The sequence below is a fragment of the Niallia sp. FSL W8-0177 genome, assembly GCF_038006285.1.
Lineage (GTDB): Bacteria > Bacillota > Bacilli > Bacillales > Cytobacillaceae > Niallia > Niallia circulans_A.
In genome coordinates this window covers 3,739,081-3,760,367 of record NZ_JBBOUX010000001.1, presented here as the reverse complement: position 1 = coordinate 3,760,367, position 21,287 = coordinate 3,739,081, and the positions used below count along the sequence as shown (strand labels likewise).

22 protein-coding genes are annotated in these 21,287 nt (G+C 36.4%); 17 read left to right on the top strand and 5 right to left on the bottom strand.

What is annotated here, in order from left to right; genetic code table 11:
• Nucleotides 1-122 precede the first annotated feature (122 nt).
• From NST77_RS18295 to NST77_RS18280, 4 genes are all read right to left on the bottom strand, one after another.
• The gene (locus tag NST77_RS18295) at nt 123-1,997 is read right to left on the bottom strand and encodes a DHA2 family efflux MFS transporter permease subunit (RefSeq protein WP_123258465.1); all 1,875 of its coding nucleotides are present in this window, start codon (nt 1,995-1,997) and stop codon (nt 123-125) included.
• 9 nt (nt 1,998-2,006) lie between these two features.
• Nucleotides 2,007-2,657, bottom strand: coding sequence for an HlyD family secretion protein (locus NST77_RS18290; protein ID WP_163186374.1), 651 nt, complete (start codon nt 2,655-2,657; stop codon nt 2,007-2,009).
• The gene (locus tag NST77_RS18285; RefSeq protein ID WP_047942612.1) at nt 2,654-3,106 is read right to left on the bottom strand and encodes a MarR family winged helix-turn-helix transcriptional regulator; all 453 of its coding nucleotides are present in this window, start codon (nt 3,104-3,106) and stop codon (nt 2,654-2,656) included. The genes NST77_RS18290 and NST77_RS18285 overlap by 4 nt, the downstream gene beginning before the upstream one ends.
• A 128-nt stretch (nt 3,107-3,234) precedes the next feature.
• Nucleotides 3,235-4,152, bottom strand: coding sequence for an HD-GYP domain-containing protein (locus NST77_RS18280; RefSeq protein WP_163186371.1), 918 nt, complete (start codon nt 4,150-4,152; stop codon nt 3,235-3,237).
• A gap of 278 nt (nt 4,153-4,430) precedes the next feature.
• Here NST77_RS18280 and NST77_RS18275 point away from each other — a divergent pair, with 278 nt between their 5' ends.
• The 4 genes from NST77_RS18275 (at nt 4,431) to NST77_RS18260 (ending at nt 7,043) form a co-directional block, all read left to right on the top strand.
• On the top strand, nt 4,431-4,865 hold the full coding sequence (locus NST77_RS18275) for a CBO0543 family protein (RefSeq protein ID WP_286167727.1): 435 nt from the start codon (nt 4,431-4,433) through the stop codon (nt 4,863-4,865).
• 59 nt (nt 4,866-4,924) lie between these two features.
• A complete protein-coding gene (locus NST77_RS18270) occupies nt 4,925-5,395 on the top strand; it encodes a CBO0543 family protein (RefSeq protein WP_095332562.1) in 471 nt (156 codons plus the stop codon).
• 54 nt (nt 5,396-5,449) lie between these two features.
• On the top strand, nt 5,450-5,770 hold the full coding sequence (locus NST77_RS18265; protein ID WP_123258464.1) for a YnfA family protein: 321 nt from the start codon (nt 5,450-5,452) through the stop codon (nt 5,768-5,770).
• 217 nt (nt 5,771-5,987) lie between these two features.
• A complete protein-coding gene (locus NST77_RS18260) occupies nt 5,988-7,043 on the top strand; it encodes a GGDEF domain-containing protein (RefSeq protein ID WP_341123383.1) in 1,056 nt (351 codons plus the stop codon).
• Between the two features lie 91 nt (nt 7,044-7,134).
• Here NST77_RS18260 and NST77_RS18255 read toward each other — a convergent pair whose 3' ends face one another.
• Nucleotides 7,135-7,425, bottom strand: a complete 291-nt coding sequence (locus tag NST77_RS18255; RefSeq protein WP_047942606.1) for an AbrB/MazE/SpoVT family DNA-binding domain-containing protein — start codon at nt 7,423-7,425, stop codon at nt 7,135-7,137.
• A 188-nt stretch (nt 7,426-7,613) separates the two neighbouring features.
• Between NST77_RS18255 and NST77_RS18250 the strand changes: the two genes are divergently transcribed.
• The 13 genes from NST77_RS18250 (at nt 7,614) to NST77_RS18190 (ending at nt 21,163) form a co-directional block, all read left to right on the top strand.
• Entirely contained in the window at nt 7,614-8,456 is an 843-nt protein-coding gene (locus NST77_RS18250; RefSeq protein WP_095332566.1) for an aldo/keto reductase, read from the top strand.
• 78 nt (nt 8,457-8,534) lie between these two features.
• Nucleotides 8,535-9,761, top strand: coding sequence for a nuclease-related domain-containing protein (locus NST77_RS18245; RefSeq protein WP_249937891.1), 1,227 nt, complete (start codon nt 8,535-8,537; stop codon nt 9,759-9,761).
• Nucleotides 9,762-9,829: 68 nt separating this feature from the next.
• Nucleotides 9,830-10,048: a hypothetical protein gene (locus NST77_RS18240; RefSeq protein WP_341123382.1), complete on the top strand. Its 219-nt coding sequence runs from the start codon at nt 9,830-9,832 to the stop codon at nt 10,046-10,048.
• Between the two features lie 120 nt (nt 10,049-10,168).
• Complete coding sequence (locus tag NST77_RS18235) at nt 10,169-10,318, top strand: hypothetical protein (RefSeq protein WP_341123380.1); 150 nt, start codon at nt 10,169-10,171, stop codon at nt 10,316-10,318.
• Nucleotides 10,319-10,517: 199 nt separating this feature from the next.
• Nucleotides 10,518-11,882 (top strand): PTS sugar transporter subunit IIC, encoded by a 1,365-nt coding sequence (locus NST77_RS18230; protein WP_163186368.1) that lies wholly within the window; start codon nt 10,518-10,520, stop codon nt 11,880-11,882.
• A gap of 7 nt (nt 11,883-11,889) precedes the next feature.
• Entirely contained in the window at nt 11,890-12,210 is a 321-nt protein-coding gene (locus NST77_RS18225; RefSeq protein WP_235850327.1) for a PTS lactose/cellobiose transporter subunit IIA, read from the top strand.
• Nucleotides 12,210-12,512 (top strand): PTS sugar transporter subunit IIB, encoded by a 303-nt coding sequence (locus NST77_RS18220; RefSeq protein ID WP_095332574.1) that lies wholly within the window; start codon nt 12,210-12,212, stop codon nt 12,510-12,512. Before NST77_RS18225 ends, NST77_RS18220 begins: the two co-directional genes overlap by 1 nt.
• Nucleotides 12,513-12,582: 70 nt before the next feature.
• Nucleotides 12,583-14,049: a sulfatase-like hydrolase/transferase gene (locus NST77_RS18215; protein WP_341123372.1), complete on the top strand. Its 1,467-nt coding sequence runs from the start codon at nt 12,583-12,585 to the stop codon at nt 14,047-14,049.
• A gap of 31 nt (nt 14,050-14,080) precedes the next feature.
• Nucleotides 14,081-15,961, top strand: coding sequence for a BglG family transcription antiterminator (locus NST77_RS18210; protein WP_164463727.1), 1,881 nt, complete (start codon nt 14,081-14,083; stop codon nt 15,959-15,961).
• Nucleotides 15,962-16,453: 492 nt separating this feature from the next.
• On the top strand, nt 16,454-16,948 hold the full coding sequence (locus NST77_RS18205; RefSeq protein ID WP_095332578.1) for a PTS sugar transporter subunit IIA: 495 nt from the start codon (nt 16,454-16,456) through the stop codon (nt 16,946-16,948).
• A 33-nt stretch (nt 16,949-16,981) separates the two neighbouring features.
• Nucleotides 16,982-17,818: a PRD domain-containing protein gene (locus NST77_RS18200; protein ID WP_095332580.1), complete on the top strand. Its 837-nt coding sequence runs from the start codon at nt 16,982-16,984 to the stop codon at nt 17,816-17,818.
• Nucleotides 17,819-17,971: 153 nt separating this feature from the next.
• The gene (locus NST77_RS18195) at nt 17,972-19,813 is read left to right on the top strand and encodes a PTS transporter subunit EIIC (protein WP_341123370.1); all 1,842 of its coding nucleotides are present in this window, start codon (nt 17,972-17,974) and stop codon (nt 19,811-19,813) included.
• Nucleotides 19,814-19,828: 15 nt separating this feature from the next.
• Nucleotides 19,829-21,163, top strand: a complete 1,335-nt coding sequence (locus tag NST77_RS18190; RefSeq protein ID WP_123258460.1) for a sulfatase family protein — start codon at nt 19,829-19,831, stop codon at nt 21,161-21,163.
• Nucleotides 21,164-21,287: the final 124 nt, after the last annotated feature.

Here is a 21,287-nt window from a genome sequence, read left to right as displayed (position 1 = left end):
GACAATATTGCTAAAAAATTAACTTTCTATCTTACGACACTCTTTCATAAACCAGTTTTCTTTTCAAAAAATAAAATCCCGAAGCACCATCTTCTGCTTCGGGATTTTTCCTATTTTTAACTTTATTTCGAACTTGCAGTAGCTCTTCGGATAAAAAACGATAGCACTAATGCAACACTCGCAATAATTGTAGCTACAATAAAAGCGTCATTAATTCCGCTGATTGTAGATGCTTGAGTTGCTTTTCCATAAATCGTAGAAATCGCTAGGGTTTGGCCTGCTCCAGTCGGAAGTCCTGTGAGACCAGCTAAGCCTTGACCAAGCTGAGCTAATTTCTCTGCAATATATGGGTTGGCAGACGAGATAATGTTGTTATAGTTATCTAAATGAAAAGCGGTACGATTAGTCATAACTGTGATTAAGAAGGCAGTACCAATACTTCCCGCAACCGTTCTTGCTGTATTGGAGACAGCAGTCCCATGGCTTGTTAAGCTTAATGGAAGCTGGTTCATTCCCTCTGTCATTACCGTCATCATAATAAACGACATCCCGAACATCCGGAAAATATAAAGCATCATGAGATGAGAATAAGATGTCTGCATCGTTAATTGAGTGAAGCCCCATGTGGTGAGAACCGTAATGACTAAACCGATGATCGCTAGTGGTCTTGCCCCGAAGCGGTCAAAAAGTTTACCGGAAATTGGTGACATGATTCCCATCACAATCGCACCTGGCAACATTAATAATCCTGAATCGAGGGCAGTGAAGCCACGGATATTCTGCAAATAGATTGGTAAAAGCAGCATTGCCGCAAACATTGCCATATTGACAATCATGCTTACTAATGTTGTTAAAGTAAAGATACTATATTTGAATACACGTAAGTCCACCATTGGCGCTTCTGTTGTCAGTTCTCTCCAGACGAAGAGGCATAAGAAGATTACTCCGATAACAAGAGAAAGAACAACTACTCTGCTATCCCAGCCGTTATTTCCTGCTTCACTGAAACCATAAAGTAAGGAGCCTAGGCCGACTGTACAAGTGATAAAGCCAATTGTATCAAAGACTGGATTGGATACTTTCGTTACATCCTTCATCCACAGAATAGCGATAATTAAATCGAGAATGCCAATTGGAATAACAAGCTCGAATAAAACTCTCCAAGAATAATGACCGATTAACCAGCCTGATAAAGTTGGCCCAATGGCTGGGGCGAAAATCATAACGACGCCCATAATTCCCATTGCTGTTCCGCGTTTTTCGGGCGGAAAAATAATTAAAAAGACGGTCATTAAAAGTGGCATTAGTAAACCGGCACCTGCTGCTTGGATGATACGCCCAATTAGGAGCATCGAAAATCCAACAGAGGTTGCACAGACAATGGATCCGATAGTAAACGCGGAGATTGCTGAAATCAGCAGTTTCCGTGTTCCTAGTTTATTGATTAAAAATGGGGTGATTGGGATAAACACTCCATTTGTCAGCATATATCCAGTGGACAGCCATTGGACAGTACTTGTTGATACATTTAAATCGTTCATGATATGTGGAATGGCCACATTTAGTAAAGTTTGGTTCAGAATAGCGACAAATGCACCTAGCATGAGGGCAATAATCACTTTGCCGCGGTGGATTTCTTCGCCCATTTCAAGTGGTTTATAAGGCGCTTTTGCAGTTTTTGATTCTTTGGCCACAGCTGCTGGCTCCTCTTCATCCGCTATTTCGTTAGATTCGACCGCATTAGCAAGGCGTTCCTCTTCATCGGATATTCCTTCATTTGTTTCCATTGCTTCTGCTACGCCATCTTCTTTCTTCGATGGCTCTTCTTGTTTCACCATCTCTGATTTTGTAAGGGATGACGCAGTGTCATTTTCCTTCTTGGCATCTTCCATAACGCGGTTTGGTTCTGCTACTGTCTTCTTTTTTCGTAAAAGAAGATTGATGATCAGCAGGAGGAGGATGCTTCCTATAATATAGCTTGTGATGTAAGTGGTCATATCCATCACCTACTTATGAATTCTTACGGAAACGTTCATACCTGGAATTAGCTTTAGTCCGCCGTAGTTATCGATAGAGATTGTTACCGGAACTACTTGTGTTTCTTTTGTATAGTTTCCTGAGCTGTTGTTGCTTGGCAGAAGGGAGAATGTTCCTGCTGTTGCAAGTCCCAAGCTGTCTACTTTCCCTGTTAAAACAGTCTCTGGGAAGGCATCTACATATAAATCAACTTCTTGGCCAACTTTTACTTTGTTAATATCTGTTTCATCGACATTTGCTGTAACCCATAGATTTTCTAAATCATAGCTTTTAGCAAGGGAAGTTCCTGCAGCAACAAATGTATTTGGAACAGCGCTAGATTGAACAATGGTACTATCTTCTGGAACGGTAATATCCATTTTATTTGTACCTGATTCTGTTACAACTTCTACAGTACCGATTTTTTGGTTTTTGTTAAAAGAAGTACCTGCTTCGCCTTTCCAATCCGTTAATTTCCCTGTTGCTGGTGATGCGATGCTGATTTGTTGTCCAGCAATTTGTGCATTATCTGTTTTGATATAGGAAACAGATTGATCGTAGAAGTAATAGCCGGCAAACCCTCCGCCAACTAACACAATCAATAGGATAATATTTAATAAAATCATGCGTTTACTATTCATGGTTGTTCCTCCTCAATTTCATTTAAAATGGTCAGTATTTTTTCATTTAGCTCAAGTAATTTGTTTATGTCTTCCTCTGGAAGCTGCATAACTTCTCTCACTTTGCCCGCTAGAATGGAAGTTCCGGCGAAATATTGCTGCATGACGTGCTGACCTTCTGCAGTTAGTTGGATGTTGACCGATCGACGATTGTTTTCAGGAATGGTTCGTTCAATTAATTGTCGTTGGGATAGTCGATCGATAACGCCACTAACGGTGCTTTTGGTTAAAGATAGTTTTGTTGCAAGTTCTCCAATGCCGATATTAGGGCAGAAATAAATTCTGTACAGTGTCTTTAGCTGCACGGCTGTTAAATCCAGTTTCTTCGCATCAAGGTGCACTAGGTGGTTATAGGCTTTATTAATGCGAGAATAGGAGCGGATTAATTCATTATTTAACGACCCGTTCATCTGAAATTTTTCTCCCTTTCTAATAGTTTTTATCAGAACTGTTCGTATGCGAACTATTGGATTTTCGCATATTTTTTTAAAGAAGTCAACGGATTTGGTGAGATCTTGTTAAGGAAATCACTAATTTATTAATCAGCTGTAAATGGTTTGTTTTCTTCTTCAAAAAGAGCGAGAAAGACATCGACTACGTTTGGGTCAAACTGCTTTCCTTTATTCAGCCTAATTTCGTGGAGAATTTCCGCTAAAGGAAGTTCTTTTCGATAGACACGTCCAGAAGACATCGCGTCGAACGTGTCTGCTACTGCGACGATACGAGCAAGCAAGGGGATTTCTTCTTCTTTTAATTGTCGTGGATATCCTTTTCCGTCAAAACGCTCGTGGTGATATAAGACAATATCTAATATTCCGCTGTTTTTATATTGCTTCACATGTTTAATGATTTCATACCCTTTTGTTGTATGTGTTTTTATTAATTCGTATTCTTCTTCTGTTAACTTTCCAGGTTTTGTTAATAAAGATTCTGGGATGCCAATTTTTCCAATATCATGGAGTAATCCCCCGATATGAATAACCTCACATAAATGATGAGGGAGCTTCATTTTTTTGGCGATTTGCATGGCGTATTTTGCGACGTTTTTCGAATGGTGCATCGTATAGGAATCTCGGGAGTCTAGTGCGTTTGAAAGTACTTTTGTTAAAGCTAAATTATCTTCCATCACTCTTTGCACACGGGACATAAAGGCAACGGATATGAATGTGATAAGAAGGTAGGTTAATAAATAGGTAATAAAAGTAAGCATAGACGAAGTATGTGGATCCGGAATGAAAAAAAATCTACAAATAACGACTAGAAACGTCAACATTACAATTTTCCAAAGAGAGCTATTGTAGAAGCCGAGTCCCAGAAAAATAGAGCATAATATATATAAAATAAAGTAATTATCATGGTTTTGCAGAATATAGCGATTTAAAATGATACTAATGATAAAGAGAATAAAGAATAAATAACGAAAATAAGCAGGATTATTCCAAATTCGATGATGCATATCGGACCTCCAGTGCTAATCTTAATCGAACCAACCTCTATTAATGGAAGCATTCCCTATTCTTCTAATTTAATAAGCTTTGCAGGGGAGAAATATTTTCTAAAAAAAAGCTCATACTACAAAAATGAAAATAATTCCTGAGGTGATCAGATGATGACCAACAACGTTCCTTTTTTGATCGATTAGTTTCCATTCAAGAAAAATATACAAAAGAGGCACAAGAGTATTGGAGTTTGTATTCAAGCATAGATTCATGGCAATTTTGGGTGGTGCTGCTTATGTTAGTTGTTCCCCTGATCGTCTTATATTTTACCATTGACCGCAAGCGGATTTTCATCATTGGTTTCTTTGGATTCGCCGTGCATATGTTATTTTTCTATGCAGATGCAATTGGTATTCGCTTTGGGTTATGGGCCTATCCATACCAGATGCTTCCTTTCTTACCAAGCTTTTCGTTAGATGGGTCGATTATTCCAGTCGCGGTTATGCTAGTATTTCAATGGACATTAAAACACGGAAAGAACTTCTATCTATATGCTGTCATTTTAGCAGCCATTTTTGGTTTTGGCTTTAAACCATTGTTAACAAGCATTGGATTATTTGAACCATATAAATGGGTTAACTTTTTTCATATCTTCTTGATTTATTTGCTCCTATATATTGGTGGATATTTAGTAACAAAACTATTTATGAAATGGCAAGAAGATGAGTAATTTATCTGATTTCGGCAAGGATAAGAAAGAACATTTTAGTATAGATTGGAGTCTATTCCATGCTCGTTCTTATCCTTATTGTGCTTTTATTTAATACGCTAGCCTATAGCATACCAAAACGTTTAACTCCTATTGAAATGTTGACAACAACACTATTTGCAATGTTAATTCAGTTATTAACAGATATCTATCTTAGTTTGAAATATAATATTTATGGTTACTTCGAAAAAGGACCGGATTGGGAAAGCTTTATCTATATTCTGGGAATTTACCCTGCGGTCAATATTATTTTTCTCAATTGCTTTCCGTATAAAAAGAGGCTCAGGAATAAGATAGTTTATGTTTTTGTCTTGGTCGTCCTTGCCATGATCTTTGAAACGATATTTATTTGGAGCGGTACCTTCTATTTAAATGGTTGGAAGCAATCATATTCTATATTTACTTATCCAGTTCTTTATGTCACGCTCCTTCTCTTTCATCAATTTACGGTGAAATTATTGAAAAGAAGCAGGAGAGAAAGCGACCATTAAACTGCCTCCAATTTGGTATAATAAAGGAAATACTAAAATCTTAGGTGGTTTGACATGACAATTCTTCTATTTATCATCGCCGGTATAGCCGAAATTGGTGGAGGCTATCTTATTTGGCAATGGCTTCGCGAAGGAAAACCCTATTATTGGGGGATTTTTGGCGGGATATCGCTCGTTTTATATGGTGTTATTGCAACCTTCCAATCTTTTATGTCCTTTGGTAGAGTATATGCTGCATATGGAGGAATTTTTATTATTCTCTCCGTATTATGGGGGTGGGGCATAGATAGAAAAACACCAGATATATATGACTGGATAGGGGCAGGAATTTGTTTAATAGGTGTAATGATAATGGTTTTTGCACCGCGTCATTAATTGCTCGTTTTGGGATACTTCCTTTCAAATGTGTAAAGTGATTCCTCTATAAATCCTCTTGAATAAATATCCCCTAGGAATAAGCATCTTTTACAGGGACAAAAGTAGGAATAGTTTCCATGTAACTAGAGTGGATAATCATTCGCAATTCAACAAGAGATAACATGAAAATAGGGTGATTGACATTAAAATAACGTTCCATGCCTTTTTAAATAATATGACATTAATAATTGCTTTTATGTTTTTGGCACTTCAGTTAAAAGAATATCTTGTCTTGCGATATAAAAATATTCTCAAGTATATGTGGGTTACTCCAATCGTTGTTAGTCTATTAAGTATTGCAGCCATGTGGGAACCACTAATTTATGGGGAGGTGCGATTGGATTTACGAGGTGTTCCGATTTTTTATATTTCTTATTTATTGGGATGGAAATGTGGATTAATCTCGACCATCCTACCGGCTTTATATCGTTATCAGCTTGGTGGAACCGTTGTAATGGAAGGAATATTTCAGGCAATCATCCTGCCCTTTATAATAGGCGCTTTTTTTCAAAATAAGAAGTCCCATAATCCACCATATTCCATTGTAAATATGAAGCATATGCTAAGCGCATTTTTCTGCTACCAGATCTTAAGGTTATTCCTTATTCTGCAGACAACTCATGTTTCGTTTATGACAGTAATTGTCCTGATAGTATTCGAGTTCATTGCCGTTCTCAGCATTTTTTTTATGCAAAATGGGGTAAGTAGAAAACAATTATTACGAAAAGAACTAGAATATTATTCAAGACATGATAGTATGACCGATTTATACAATCTTCGTTTTTTTCGGACCAATGTTGAAAAATTAATGCAGCATAATGTTCCCATTGTCATTGCCATGATGGATGTGGATTATTTTAAAAAATATAACGATACCCATGGGCATCCAGCTGGTGATGCTGTACTACGTACGATTGCACAGTTATTAAATGATACGATGAGACAAGAAGACGTGTTTGCTCGATATGGCGGCGAAGAATTTATAATGTGCTTTACCAAAATAACGAATATGCAAACAGCTGCAACTATTGCCGAGCGATTTCGGAAAAATGTGGAAGAGTATCGATTCTTTGGGGAAGAGACACAGCCTAATGGAAAAGTAACCGTTTCTGTTGGAATAGGTGGTCTTTCTGCGGGGAAATCACTAGACGAATTAATAAAAGAGAGTGACCAAATGCTATATAAGGCGAAGAAATTAGGAAGAAATGTAGTAGTCTGCAGTTCCTCCTAGGCGAGAGTCTGCCCTTCTTAATGAATCGATTTCCATAGAAAAAGACAATTCCGCTGTGATTGAAAAAGGTGGAATTGTCCTATTATAAAGTTTACTTCTGTGATTCACTTGCAAAGACAGTTTCCAACTCTTTCATTAATAATGCTGCGCCTTCTTTACTTAACACAAGCTTTCCATTCCCAACCGTGATATTATCGGGGGAGACTTCTCCTGTAATGGCACATTCTTCAAAAGCTTTATATTTTTGGAAGACAATTTTTTCCCCTTCGACAAAAATTTCTAAAGGATCTTTAATTTCAATTCCTAATGTTCTTCGCAATTCTCTTGGAATAACAATACGACCCAATTCATCCACTTTACGAACAATTCCTGTGCTTTTCATACTTTTCCCTCCCTATACAATTTTTAATATATATCCTATATTTTAACATACAGTCTCGGAAAATGAAGAAATATTTTGAAGTAAAGATAACTTGCTGAAAGCATATCACTAGAATTAGCTACTAGGTTTCCACTATACTTTTTTTGAAGAGGAAATCTTTTCTAATTCATAGAAGGAGGATATTAATCATGCATACAACTATTCCACAAATCACGCTTAATGACGGTCTTGTTATTCCAGCAATTGGTTTTGGTACTTATAATTTACGAGGAGCAACTGGGGTTCAGGCCATGACATCAGCAATAGACATGGGCTATCGGTTACTAGATTCTGCATTCAATTACGAAAATGAAGGCGCAGTTGGAGAAGCAGTTCGCCGTAGCACCGTAAGCAGACAACAGTTATTTATTACCTCCAAACTTCCAGGACGCCATCATCAATACGACAAAGCCATCTATACCATCCAAGAATCACTATACCGCACCAAATTAGATTATTACGATTTATTCCTAATTCACTGGCCAAACCCAAAAACAGACTTATATGTAGAGGCATGGCAAGCCTTAATTGATGCCCAAAAATGGGGACTCATCCGCTCCATCGGCGTATGTAACTTCCTGCCAGAGCATCTCGACCGCTTGAAAAAAGAAACCGGCGTACTGCCAAGCATTAATCAAGTAGAGCTCCACCCATTTTTCTCTCAAAAAGAACAACTGGCCTACGATAAAGCAAACGGTATTGTAACCGAATCATGGAGCCCGCTCGGCCGCGCCAATAACGTGTTAGAAAACGAAACAATTAAACAAATAGCAGAAGCCCATGGAAAAACAATATCCCAAGTCATCCTTAGATGGCACACCCAACTAGGAGCATTACCAATCCCAAAATCAAGCTCCCCTCAACGCCAACAAGAAAACTTAGAGATATTCGATTTTAAACTGAACGAAGACGAAATGAATAAAATTTCCAGCCTAACCCGTGCTGACGGGCGAATTGCCGATCAAGATCCAGCTGTTTATGAAGAGTTTTAAGATAGTTTGACTAATTGAGCGGGGTGGTTGGAGAAGTTTGATGTGAATGGACTGAAATATGGGGGAGAATTGGCTTGATTGGGGTGGATTTTGCTGAAGCAGGCGAGGAAATCAGCGGATATCAGTCGAAGTTGGGGTGGAATCAGCCAAAGTGCGGGGGATATCAGCCAAAGTAGAGTAGGAATCAGCCAAAGTGAGGTTGGAATCAGCCAAACTGGGAAAATATCAGCCAAAGTGAGGGTGGAATCAGCCAAACTAGGAAAATATCAGCCAACCCCAATCCCTCTCCCCACCAAAAAAAGGATTTTCAAGCAAACAAATAGAATAAATGAAATAGAGAAAGGAAGTGGTAAATTGTTTATAAACGAAATTGGTAAGAGCAATAGATTAAAAACTACGGAAATTCTAATCAAAAGATTAAAAGAAATGTATAAGCTTAGACCGAATGTAATGGAAGATTTAAGGAAATTGTTAGCAGGCTATCGGGGTGAGAAAGATATGAAGTATTACTTTCAATTTTTGCCAGACAAAGATTGCCTCATCATTCATAATCTTCGCCTCTACGATGGAAAAACATATTTCCAGATGGACTATCTCATCCTCACGCAAAAATTTGCTCTTATTGTCGAATGCAAAAACTATTATGGAGAAGTAGAGATTGACTCCAACTTTAATCAGATGATTCGCAAAGTAGATGAAAAGGTAGAAGGCTATTCGAATCCAATTTCCCAAGCAAAAAGGCACCAACGTCAATTGCAAAAGTACTTTCAACTGCATAATCTCCCGCCAATCCCCATCGAATTCATCATAATATTCAGCAGTTCATCTACTATATTAAAAGGAAGTCCAGCTATCAGAGATAAAGTCATTCACAGTCATAGTTTTTTAGAAAAATGGGACAATCTCTCTCAAAAATATAAAGTGACTGTGGTAGAAGGGAAGCTCCTCCGCAAAGTATCCAAAAATCTCTTGAAAAATAACACTCCTGAAAGTATCGATCTACTAAGAAAATATGGAATCCCACAAAGTGACCTCATCACAGGTGTACAATGCCCAGCATGCGAAAAATTTGCGATGATACGTCAAAAACGCAAATGGTTCTGTCCTCACTGCCACACATATGACAAAAATGCCCATCACCAAACAGTGAACGATTATTTTTTATTAATAAAAGCCACTATTACAAATAAAGAATTCCGGCAATTTGCCAACATATCCTCACGTGAAACAGCTGCTAAAATGCTAGTAAGAATGAATTTGCGAAGTATAGGAGAAAATAGAGGAAGAAAGTATCAAAACCCATAAGCAATCAGGATAAATATTCGAATGGATGATGAGTAGAGAATGAAAATGTACTCATTATCCATTAATTATTGGGCAAGGTGAGGGAGGAATCAGCCAACCTGAGAAAATATCAGGCAAAGTGGAGGAGGAATCAGCCAACCTGGGAAAATATCAGCCAAAGTAAGGGAGAAATCAGCCAACCTGGGAAAATATCAGCCAAAGTGGAGGAGGAATCAGTCAAAACTAGGAAAATATCAGCCAAAGTAAGGGAGAAATCAGCCAACCTGGGAAAATATCAGCCAAAGTAAGGGAGAAATCAGCCAACCTGGGAAAATATCAGCCAAAGTGGGGGAGGAATCAGCCAACCTAGGAAAATATCAGCCAAAGTAAGGGAGAAATCAGCCAAAACTAGGAAAATATCAGCCAAAGTGGAGGAGGAATCAGCCAAAACTAGGAAAATATCAGCCAAAGTAAGGGAGAAATCAGCCAACCTAGGAAAATATCAGCCAAAGTGGGAGAGGAATCAGCCAACCTGGGAAAATATCAGCCAAAGTAAGGGAGAAATCAGCCAAAACTAGAAAAATATCAGCCAAACATTGACACAGCATGGGAGTTAGCTAACTCATATTTTCATATATAAAGTAAAAAAGGCATGTAAAAAGCATGTCTTTTTCTTTTTCCAGTTTATCTGGTAAATATCTAAATGGAACTAATATGGTGCTTATCTATAATGAAGATAGAAGTTAAAACAAAATAAAAGATAAAGGGGGAATAAAAATGTTTGATAAAATGATGGGAAATATAGAGAAGGTTATGGGGCCAGTAGCAGATTGGGCATCGAGCAATCGTTATTTAAAGGCTATTATGACAGGTATTTTGGCTACGCTTACACTGACTATTGTTGGAGCCTTAGGAGTTATTATTGGGAAGCCGCCGATTCCTGAAGTAGTTTTTGATTCAGAGAGTATATTTGCTAAGATGCTTGTAGGTTGGGCGAATTGGGGGGACAATCATTTATGGATAAGAGGAATAAATGATATTTCTACTGGAATAATTGGCATCGCTTTCACAATGGGGTTGACATATAATTTAGCCAAACATTATAAGCTGAATGAGCTGGGTGCCCTAATTACTAGTCTGATGATTTATTTTTTCATTGTAGGAGAGCCAACTTCTATACTGATTAATGATGTTGCCACCTTACAAGTTAATATGAGTGCATTTGGCGCTACGGGTATATTTTCAGGGATTATTATTTCGATAATTGTTGTAGAAATCATTCGGTTATTTCATGTGAAAGATATAGGCATTAAATTTCCTGATTCTGTACCGATTTATGTGAAAACTTCATTTAATGCAATTTTACCAGGTATTGTCACGGTATTGGTTTTCATCCTTATTAACGGTATATTAACTGCTTTATTTGGAGTGAAGCTTCCTGAATTAATTACTACTATCTTTAGTCCGCTTGTAAATAATTTTGATAATGTATTTTTAGTTGGTTTGTTCATGCTCATAATAAACTTATTTTGGTTTATGGGAATACATGGCGGAAGTATCATTATGCCCATTATATTACCGATAGAACTTCAAAATATCGTTGAGAATCTTAATAACTATTCAGCTGGGCTTCCTTATGACAAGGTATTTACTACACCGGTACACTTTGGATTTATTTTGATTGGAGGAGCAGGAATCTTTGCTCTAGCTTTCCTTAATCTTTTTAGTAAATCTAAAGGGTTGAAGCAAATAGGAAGAATTGGCTTTATTCCTTCTGTGTTTAATATTAGTGAACCAACGATGTTCGGAACACCAATACCTTTTAATACGAAATTGTTCATACCATTTGTTACTGTGCCGGTTATTAATACAATAATTACTTATGCAGCATTTGATTGGTTCCATTTTATTAATTATCCTATCTTAAATGTACCAGCCCAAACACCAGTTATCTTAATTGCGATGGCAGCTTCTGCATCTGTCAAAGCAGGATTGGTTGCCTTGATAATCATTCTTGTGGACATTGCTATATATTATCCATTTCATAAGAGTTTTGAGAAAGACATGATGAAAGAAGAACAAGAGGAAGAACAAATGACAGCAAGAAGTAATGATCAAGAAAGTGGCATAAGCGTCCAATAAGGAAGGAATGAAAGCGAAGATGGAAGAGACAAAAATGAATTTAGAACAACTGTGTATGGAAATTATCCTATATAGTGGAAATGCAAGAGCATACATTTTAGAATCAATGGATTATATAAAGCCTAAAAAGAAAGATAAAATAAACGAACTTATGTTGTTAGCGAAAGAAGAATTAAATCAAGCTCACAAGAAACAAACTACGTTATTAGCAGCTGAAGCTGGGGGGGATGGAGTTCAAATAAGTGTATTGTTAATCCATGCTCAAGATCATTTAATGACAACCATTACGATGCGAGACTTAATAGAAAAACTTACGGAGGTATTATAATGAATATTTTATTAGTATGTGCAGGCGGAATTTCAACAAGTATCCTAGAAAAAAGTATTAGAGATTCGTTTGGTCCGGAAAAAGCGGATTGGACAGTAGAAGCCCATCCAGTTGATCAACTAGAGAACTTAATTGACCGATTTGATGTCGTTTTATTAGGACCACAAATTCGTCATAAATTAAGAACGGTAAAGAAAGTAGCAGATGCAAATGGGAAGCCATGCGAAGTCATTGACAGCCGAGATTATGCGATGGCAAAAGGAAGCAAGGTGCTTAAAAGAATAGAAGAACTAATACAGTAATGTAAATAGGTGGGAATAATTTAGTTCCCACTTATTTTTATAAAAAACAAAAGTTTGAAATAGGAGGTGGATGACAAGAAAGATAATCTTTCTTGTTGCGGGTATGAAAAGGCCAAATATTGTAATGATAGTAGCAGATCAATGGCGAGCAGATTCCATTAGTTATACAGGTAATACTACAACGGTAACGCCCAATATTGATAGTTTAGTAGAAGATGGTGTAGGTTTTTCGAATGCATATTGTCAACTGCCTGTTTGTGTCCCAAGTCGAAGTTCCTTTCTTTCAGGTTGGTATCCACATACAAAAGGTTTTAGAACGATGCACCATTTAATGGGAGAAGAGGATCCGAATATATTAAAGACATTAAAAAAAGAAGGATATCACGTATATTGGGGCGGACGTAATGATTTTTTACGTGCCGATGTTGATGTTGCAGAATATTGTTCTACAAGGGATAATCAGTATGCAGAATTTTTCCGCAAAATGAGAGGAGCTCAACCAAAAAAGAAGGAGTCCAAAGACTTCGATTATTCTCATTTTAAGGGAGTAAAAGAAAGCCCTGCTAAGTTAGATTGGGAACAAATTAATAATGCTATCGAATTTCTTCAGGAAGAACGATATGAAGAAAATCCTTTCTGTGTTTATCTGGCCTTAAGTCTTCCTCATCCACCTTATCAAGTAGATCAGAAATGGTATGAGCAAATTAAGAAAGAAGATATACCAAATCCAATTCGCCTTACAGAAGAAGAGTGGAAACTAAAACCTAGCATTTTAAGGGGGATAAGAGAAAACCAGAAGCTATATAATTGGTCAGACGAACAATTAAGAGAAATGAAACACGTCTATTATGCGATGGGAACAGAACTTGATCACTATATTGGGGAGCTGATTGCGACATTAAAGGATAAAAAACTATACGATGATACTTTGTTTATTTTCTTTAGTGATCACGGTGATTATACGGGAGATTATGAAATAGCAGAGAAAAACCAGAATACCTTTGAAGATATGTTAACAAATGTGCCCCTCGTTATTAAGCCTGCTAAAGGTATGGAAGTGAAGCAAAGGGTAACTGCAGCTTTGACAGAGTTAATCGACATTCAGGCAACTATCTTAGATATTGCTGGTATTACACCTGATTATACTCATTTTGGAAAGTCTCTTAAACCTGTATTAGAAGGAAAAGAGGAGCATAGAGAGGTAGTTTTTTCTGAAGGTGGAAGATTAGAAGGGGAATCACATTGTATGGATGCAGGTCATGATCCAAGTAATGAATATTGGGCTAGAACGATAGAACAAACAAAAATGCCGCAGCATACGAAGGCTATGATGATTCGGGATCAATCTTATAAATATATCTACCGTTTGTATGAACAAGACGAGTTTTATGTATTAACAGAAGATCCATATGAAACATGCAACAAGATTAATGATGAAAAATATGCCCCTGTTATTCAAAGATTTAAAGAAAAAATGCTGAAACACTTCTTTGAAACGGGAGATGTCGTGCCACAGCGATATGATAAGCGTACGTAATTTTTATTGGATTTAAAAAAGGATGATAAACATGAATTTAATAGAGAAAGATATGAAATTACTGGAAGAATTTCTTAGAGAAGAGCAATATATACCTATTAAAAATTTAATGTTTGCATTTGGCGTAAGCGAAAAAACAATCAGAAATTCAATAGGTAGCATAAACGTCTTTTTAGAGAAATTTAATAGTAAGATAGTGGCCAAAAGAGGAGAAGGATATTATCTTCGTACGAGCAATAGAGAAGAAATATTAAAAAGTATCACCAGGGTTAGTGATACGCCCTTCTTTTCTTCTTCTGATCTATTAGAAAATGTATTCAAAAGACTGATTGAAGAGGTTAAGTATGTAAAACTAGAAGAATTATGTGATGAATATTATGTAAGCAGAAGCAAAATGAGCAGCATAATTTCTAAGTTGAAAAAGGAAATTCAAACATATGGATTAGTGTTAAAGAGTAAGCCACATTACGGATTTAAAATAAGTGGCACGGAGTTAGGGAAAAGGTTAGCTATTGCTAACATGCTTAGACCAAAAATATATTTAGATGGAACGCCAAAGTTATTTTTTATTGAAGATTTCATTGTGAAGGAATGGAAAATTAGAGATATTAATTGTTCAGATATAGTGCTTCAGAATATTATTTATCATATAAAAATTATGATTAGACGTGTTTTAGCAGGGCATCCTATTGATATTCCCACAGAAAATATGACGGAAGGTTCGTTAGAGCATGAAGTTTCTCAATCGATTATAGAAAAGGTAGAGAATGTATTTACAATGAAAATGTCTGATGCTGAAATAGTCTATGTATATTCTCATATTAGTGGTCAAATTTTTCAAAATGATAGCCAGGCTGGAATGCATATATCGGATGCAAGAATAAATATGATTATTGATAGTTTTTTAGAAAAGATAGAATCGATGTATGATATTTCTCTATGGAAGGATCAGAAGCTTCGGTCTGGCCTTCTTATTCATTTGCGTCCTTTGATAGGAAGGATTATGAAAGACATTCATTTGAGGAATCCCATTCTTCATGATATAAAAAAACAATTTGCCTTTGCTTTCAATCTAGCAGTATTGTTAGCGGAAAAGGTGAATTCCATTTTTAAGTGTCAGTTAACTGATGATGACATAGCTTATTTGACAATGCATATTGGTTTGGCTCTAGAAAGAGACTTTAAAAAATTTGATGATAAGAACTTCAATCGAATAGCTATTATATGTACAACTGGGCAAGGTACGGCTCAATTACTTAAATTTAAGATAGAGCAAACATTTCCAAAAGCTCATATGATTAAAAACTTCTCTTTATATCATCAAGAAGATGTTATAGCCTTTAATCCTGATATTATATTCTCCACTGTTCCTGTTGACATAAATAACATACCAATAGAAGTGATTAGTCCTTTTTTCACAGAAGAGGAGAAACGAAAATTGCTAGAAGAAAAGTCTAAGGTGAAAACAGAATATATACTAGATAAGTATTTTTCTAAGGATTTGTTTCAGAGTAATTTGGACTGTAATGACCAAAAAGAGGCAATTACTAAAATGTGTGATTTAATAGGGAAAACAGGAATAACGCCTCCAAATTTTGAAGAACTTTGTTTAATAAGAGAAAGTTTGGCTAGTACAGCTTTTGGAAATCAAATTGCCCTTGTTCACCCCATAGAACTTTGCTCAGAAGTAACGAAAATTGGCATAGGGATTCTAAAGAAACCGATTGATTGGTCAGGCTTACCTGTTAAAATAATTTTTACTATTGCACAAGCTAAAAGCAGTGAGGTTAGAGATTTGTTACTATTCATACAAGAATTAGTGCATAATAAAGAGCTGATGATTCAACTATGTGAAGTAAATTCATTTGATGAATGGAAAGAAACTATCATTTCTTATTCTGAAAACTTGTGAGCTACTAATTTATATAATAGCCTTTTCCTCACAAGTTTATTTATTAATTTGCACACTTTCATCCGTTTTGGATAAAAGTGTGTTATGATGTGAATGGAAGAACAGAAAACTCATTCGTACTATTTAATGTAGATTGAGGGAGATAAAATGAACGTAAAGAAGTCCTAGGGCCTAATGCCAGAAATTGTTGCTACAGAGGGTGCCTGAGGAATTGACTTAATGAGGCGCATAAACAAATGGTGAAGGATTATATTTGTTAAAACTATAAAACGTATTATCCATACACAATCGAGAAAATTGGAAAGTTAATAAATAGATAGTAAGCGAATACAAAAAATGATTGACAACGCTTTTATTCTATTATAAGATAAAGTCAATTAATATATCGAGGATTTGTTACTGTTCAATCAGGCAAGACCTAAGACAATTGGGAGGAATGTTTCTCTAGTTGTTTTAGGTCTTTTTTTGTCAAAATAAAGGAGTGTATGGAAATTGGTACTAGGTAAACTATTTGGAAACAATAAAGCAAAGCAAGAAAGATTAAAAGCACCAATCACAGGAAAGGTCATTCCAATAGAAGAAGTTCCGGATCCTGTTTTCGCTGAAAAAATGATGGGAGATGGGATCGCTTTTGTCCCAGCTGAAGGAAAAGTAGTTGCTCCGATCGAAGCAACAGTAAAACAAGTGTTTCCAACGAAACATGCTATAGGATTGGAAAGTAATAATGGTTTAGAAATTCTGATTCATATTGGGTTGGATACAGTTAATATGAAAGGAGAAGGGTTTATCGTTCATGTAAAAGAAGGCGATCAAGTATCTATTGGAGATATACTTGTTGAATTCGATTTAGAGAAAGTGGAAGAAAATGCGGCTAGCACTATAACCCCAATGGTTATATTGAATAGAGATAATGTGAAGAGTCTGGAAAAGAAATATAAGGAGCAAGGGAATGCTGGAATTGAGGAAGTTCTAATTGCCTCTTTATAATAAAACCCTTCATTTGAAAAAGGGGATGGGATAATGCTTAGGATTAATAAGATATTGAATAATAATGCAGTAGTTATTATAGAAGAGGGCACAGAAAAAATTGTGCTTGGTGCAGGTATTGCCTTTCAAAAAGGGAAGAATGATTTAATTCAAGAGAGTAAAATTGAAAAGATTTTTATCTTGAAAAATGAAACGAAACAATTTCAGGAATTGCTAGAGTCATTGCCAGAATCCTATATAACGATAGCAGAAGAAATTATTTCTTATGCGGAGGAATTTTTAGAAGTTGAGCTGAATAGTCATATTCATATTGCGCTAACAGATCATTTGGCATTTGCCATTGATCGGATGAAAAAAGGGATAGCCATTCGCAATAGATTATTAAGTGAAGTAAAGATTTTATATCCTAAGGAGTATGAAATTGGGGTATGGGCGATTAACCAAGTAGAGAAAAAACTTGGCATTCAACTTCCTATTGATGAGGCTGGATATATAGGCTTACATATCCATACGGGAACAATGAATTCGAATAATGTAGATGTCCCTTTAAAGCGAACGATGATCTTACAAGATTTATTGGATATTGTTGCAAGTCAGCTTAATATGGAAATTGATAAGGATTCCTTAACATACCATCGATTTTTAACGCATTTAGAATTTGTTATCAGTAGAATGGAAAAAAATGAGGCATTTCATGAGATGGATGACGAGATGCTCGATATTGTGAAGAGTAAATATAAGAGAGCATATGAATGCTCAGAAGTGCTAGCGGTGTTTTTAAATCAAGAATATCAATACGAAGTGCCAGAATCAGAAGTTGGGTTTTTAACCTTGCATATTCAAAGACTTTGGGACAAAAGCAATAAGTAGAATACAGGGGATTGTTACTGTTCAATCAGGCAAGACCTAAAAAGATAGAGAAATATTCTCTCTGTCTTTTTAGGTCTTGCCTTTTTCTATTGCTAGCAACAACAAGAGGAAAGATTGCACTAGTTTAACAGGTCTATTTACGGGAGGTTTCAAATGGATTTCCAACAGATATGCGCAAATATTATGAGACACCTTGGAGGCATTGAAAATATTAAGTATGCCGAGGCATGTGCAACTAAATTACGGTTAGGGCTAGTGAGGGAGGATCAGGTAAGGCTAGAGGAATTAAAGTCATTACAGGGAGTGTACGCAGCACTATTTCGGGAGGATGAACTGCATATACTTCTTGGAAAAGATAGCACTTATCAATTGTACCTTGAAATGAATAAACAACTAAAAAATCGAGAGTCACAACAGAACAGGGGCCAGTGTGAGAGGAGAGAAAAAAATATGTTTAACAAGCTTTTTGGTAAGTTTCAAATGTTTGGGAAAGCAATTATGCTTCCAATTGCTGTATTACCTGCCGCAGGACTTTTATTAGGAATTGGGGGTGCTTTTTCTAACCCTAATACAATTGCTCTTTATCCATTTTTAGATCATACGATTTTACAGGCGATTTTTACGATAATGAGTTCCGCGGGAAACATTATATTTGGAAATTTACCTTTAATTTTTGCTATTGGAATTGCGGTTGGCCTAGCAAAATCCGATAAAGGGGTTGCTGGACTTGCATCCGTTCTTTCCTACCTTGTAATGAATGCATCGCTAAATGCAATGTTACAAATTACCAATAAGTTAGCTACTGAAAACTTAGCTGGCGTTGGGCAGGGCATGACATTAGGAATTCAGACATTACAAACAGGTGTATTTGGCGGTATCATAGCTGGTTTAGTTACATACATGCTGCACAGCAGATTCAATAAAGTTCAACTGCCACAGTTTTTAGGATTTTTTAGTGGATCCCGTTTTATTCCTATCATTACTTCTGTTGTATCCATCTTCCTTGGAATAGCCATGTATATAGTATGGCCGCCAATTCAAGAAGGAATCGCTCAATTAGGTGGACTTGTAGATAAAACAGGATATTTTGGAACCTTCTTATTTGGGTTTGTTGTAAAGTTATTAGGGCCTTTGGGATTGCACCATATCTTTTATTTACCTTTTTGGCAAACCGGCCTTGGGGGGACGTTAGAGGTCGCGGGGAATGTTGTGCAAGGAGCGCAGAATATCTTCTTCGCTCAATTAGCAGATCCAAATGTTGAACAGTATTACATTGGAACAGCACGTTTTATGAGTGGGAAATACTTCCCAATGATGTTTGGATTAATTGGGGCAGCCTTAGCGATGTATCATACAGCGAAACCAGAGAATAAAAAGAAGATATTTGGTTTACTGGCAACAGGAGCATTGACTTCCTTTTTAACTGGTATTACAGAACCGTTGGAGTTTGCCTTTTTATTTGTAGCGCCAGTGTTATTTGTAGTACATGCAGCTTTTTGGGGACTATCTTATATGATAGCTCATATCTTCCATATTACAGTGGGAATGACCTTCTCTGCTGGATTAATTGACTTGACTTTGTTTGGAATTCTACAAGGAAACGATAAAACAAATTGGATTCTGATTCCCCTAATAGGGATAGTCTTCTTTGTTGTTTATTATGTAGTATTTAGATTTCTAATTGTGAAATTTAATTATAAAACACCTGGAAGAGAGGACGAGGAGTTGGCAGAAGATGCAGCTGCCGCAACAGATGGAAGTAGCAGAGCTGCAACCATTATTTCTGGATTAGGTGGAAAAGATAATTTATCCGAAGTTGATAATTGTGCAACTAGATTGCGCGTAACCGTCAAAGATTCTTCGAAAGTATCAGAAGCTGTATTAAAAGGTACAGGTGCTAAGGGAGTAATGTTACGTGGAAATGGAGTTCAAGTAATTTATGGACCACATGTATCTATTATCAAAACAGAGATTGAAGAAATAGTAGGAGAATAAAAGGAGTGAATATAAATGAATAAACCTAATATTGTTTTTATGATTTCGCATGATACAGGTAGACATTTAGGCTGTTATGGAAAAGCTGTTGAATCTCCTGAAATTGATCGATTAGCTGCAGAAGGGGTGCGCTTTGATCAATTCTTTTGTCCAGCACCTCAATGTAGTCCGAGTCGTGGTAGTATCTTAACAGGTTTGTATCCACATAATAATGGATTAATTGGTCTAGCGCATTATGAGTTTGGAATAGAGGAAAGCATCGATACAATGCCTACTAAATTTTCCGAGGCTGGCTATGAATCAGCTTTAATTGGATTTAGCCATGAGACAGTAGGACACACAGAAAGAGGCACTTGGACTTCTTCTTATAAGCTAGGATATGACCGCTATGAGAAAATTGAAGGATCAAGAGCGCCGCAAGTTGCAGATAGTGCAGTGAAATACCTGCAAGAAAAAAAGGAGGATGGTAAACCCTTCTTTGCAAATATTGGATTTTGGGAAACACATCGTACTTTTGATGAGTATGAACCATTTGCAGATGAAATTTCAGCAGTAGAAGTACCAGAATATTTACCAGACACGGAAGCCATTCGTAAGGAAATAGCGTTAATGAATGGTTCTGTAAAAGTGCTAGATGCTGCAATAAAAAGAATTATGGACACATTAGAAGAAACAGGTTTAATAGACAATACAATTGTTATTTATACAACAGATCACGGAATAGCATTCCCAAGGGCAAAAGGAACGTTGAAAGAAGCAGGATTAGAAACAGCTTTAATTTTCTATAATCCAAAACTGTTTGGGAAAAATGTTGTTTCGACGGAATTACTTTGCAATATTGATATTATGCCCACATTATTAGACTTAGCGGGCTTACCGATTCCCGATGATTTAGATGGGAAAAGCTTTGCTCCATTATTATTAAAACAATCTAATGAGAAAATTCGTGAGGACTTCTTTTGTGAATTAACCTGGCATGATAATTACCATCCAATGCGCGGAGTGCGGACAGAGAAATATAAGTATGTGAAAAATTTTGAGGATGGTCCCAAAATTTATATGCCGATGGATATCCACAGCAGCCCATCAGGAGCTGAGGTTCGCAAAGAATATTATGTACCAAATGAGGCAGAAGAGTTGTATGACCTAGAAAAAGATCCATTAGAATATAAAAATCTTATCCATGATCCTGCATACTCTGAAGTAGCAAGGCAATTGCGCGAAAAAGTGGCAAATTGGATGAACGAAACAAAAGATCCTTTATTAAAAGGAGCTGTACCCGGCATTGCCTCAGCAAGATGGTCTGAAGAAGCTAAGATAGGTAGAGCATATACAAAAAGGCAAAAATAAAATAAAAAGAAGCTTCAATTAGTCTAATTATAGACTTTTATTGGAGCTTTTTTTGGAGTGAAGGGAATATTCGATGAAATGGATGAGAGGATATAAGAAAATACACTTTATTAGCGAAAGTTTG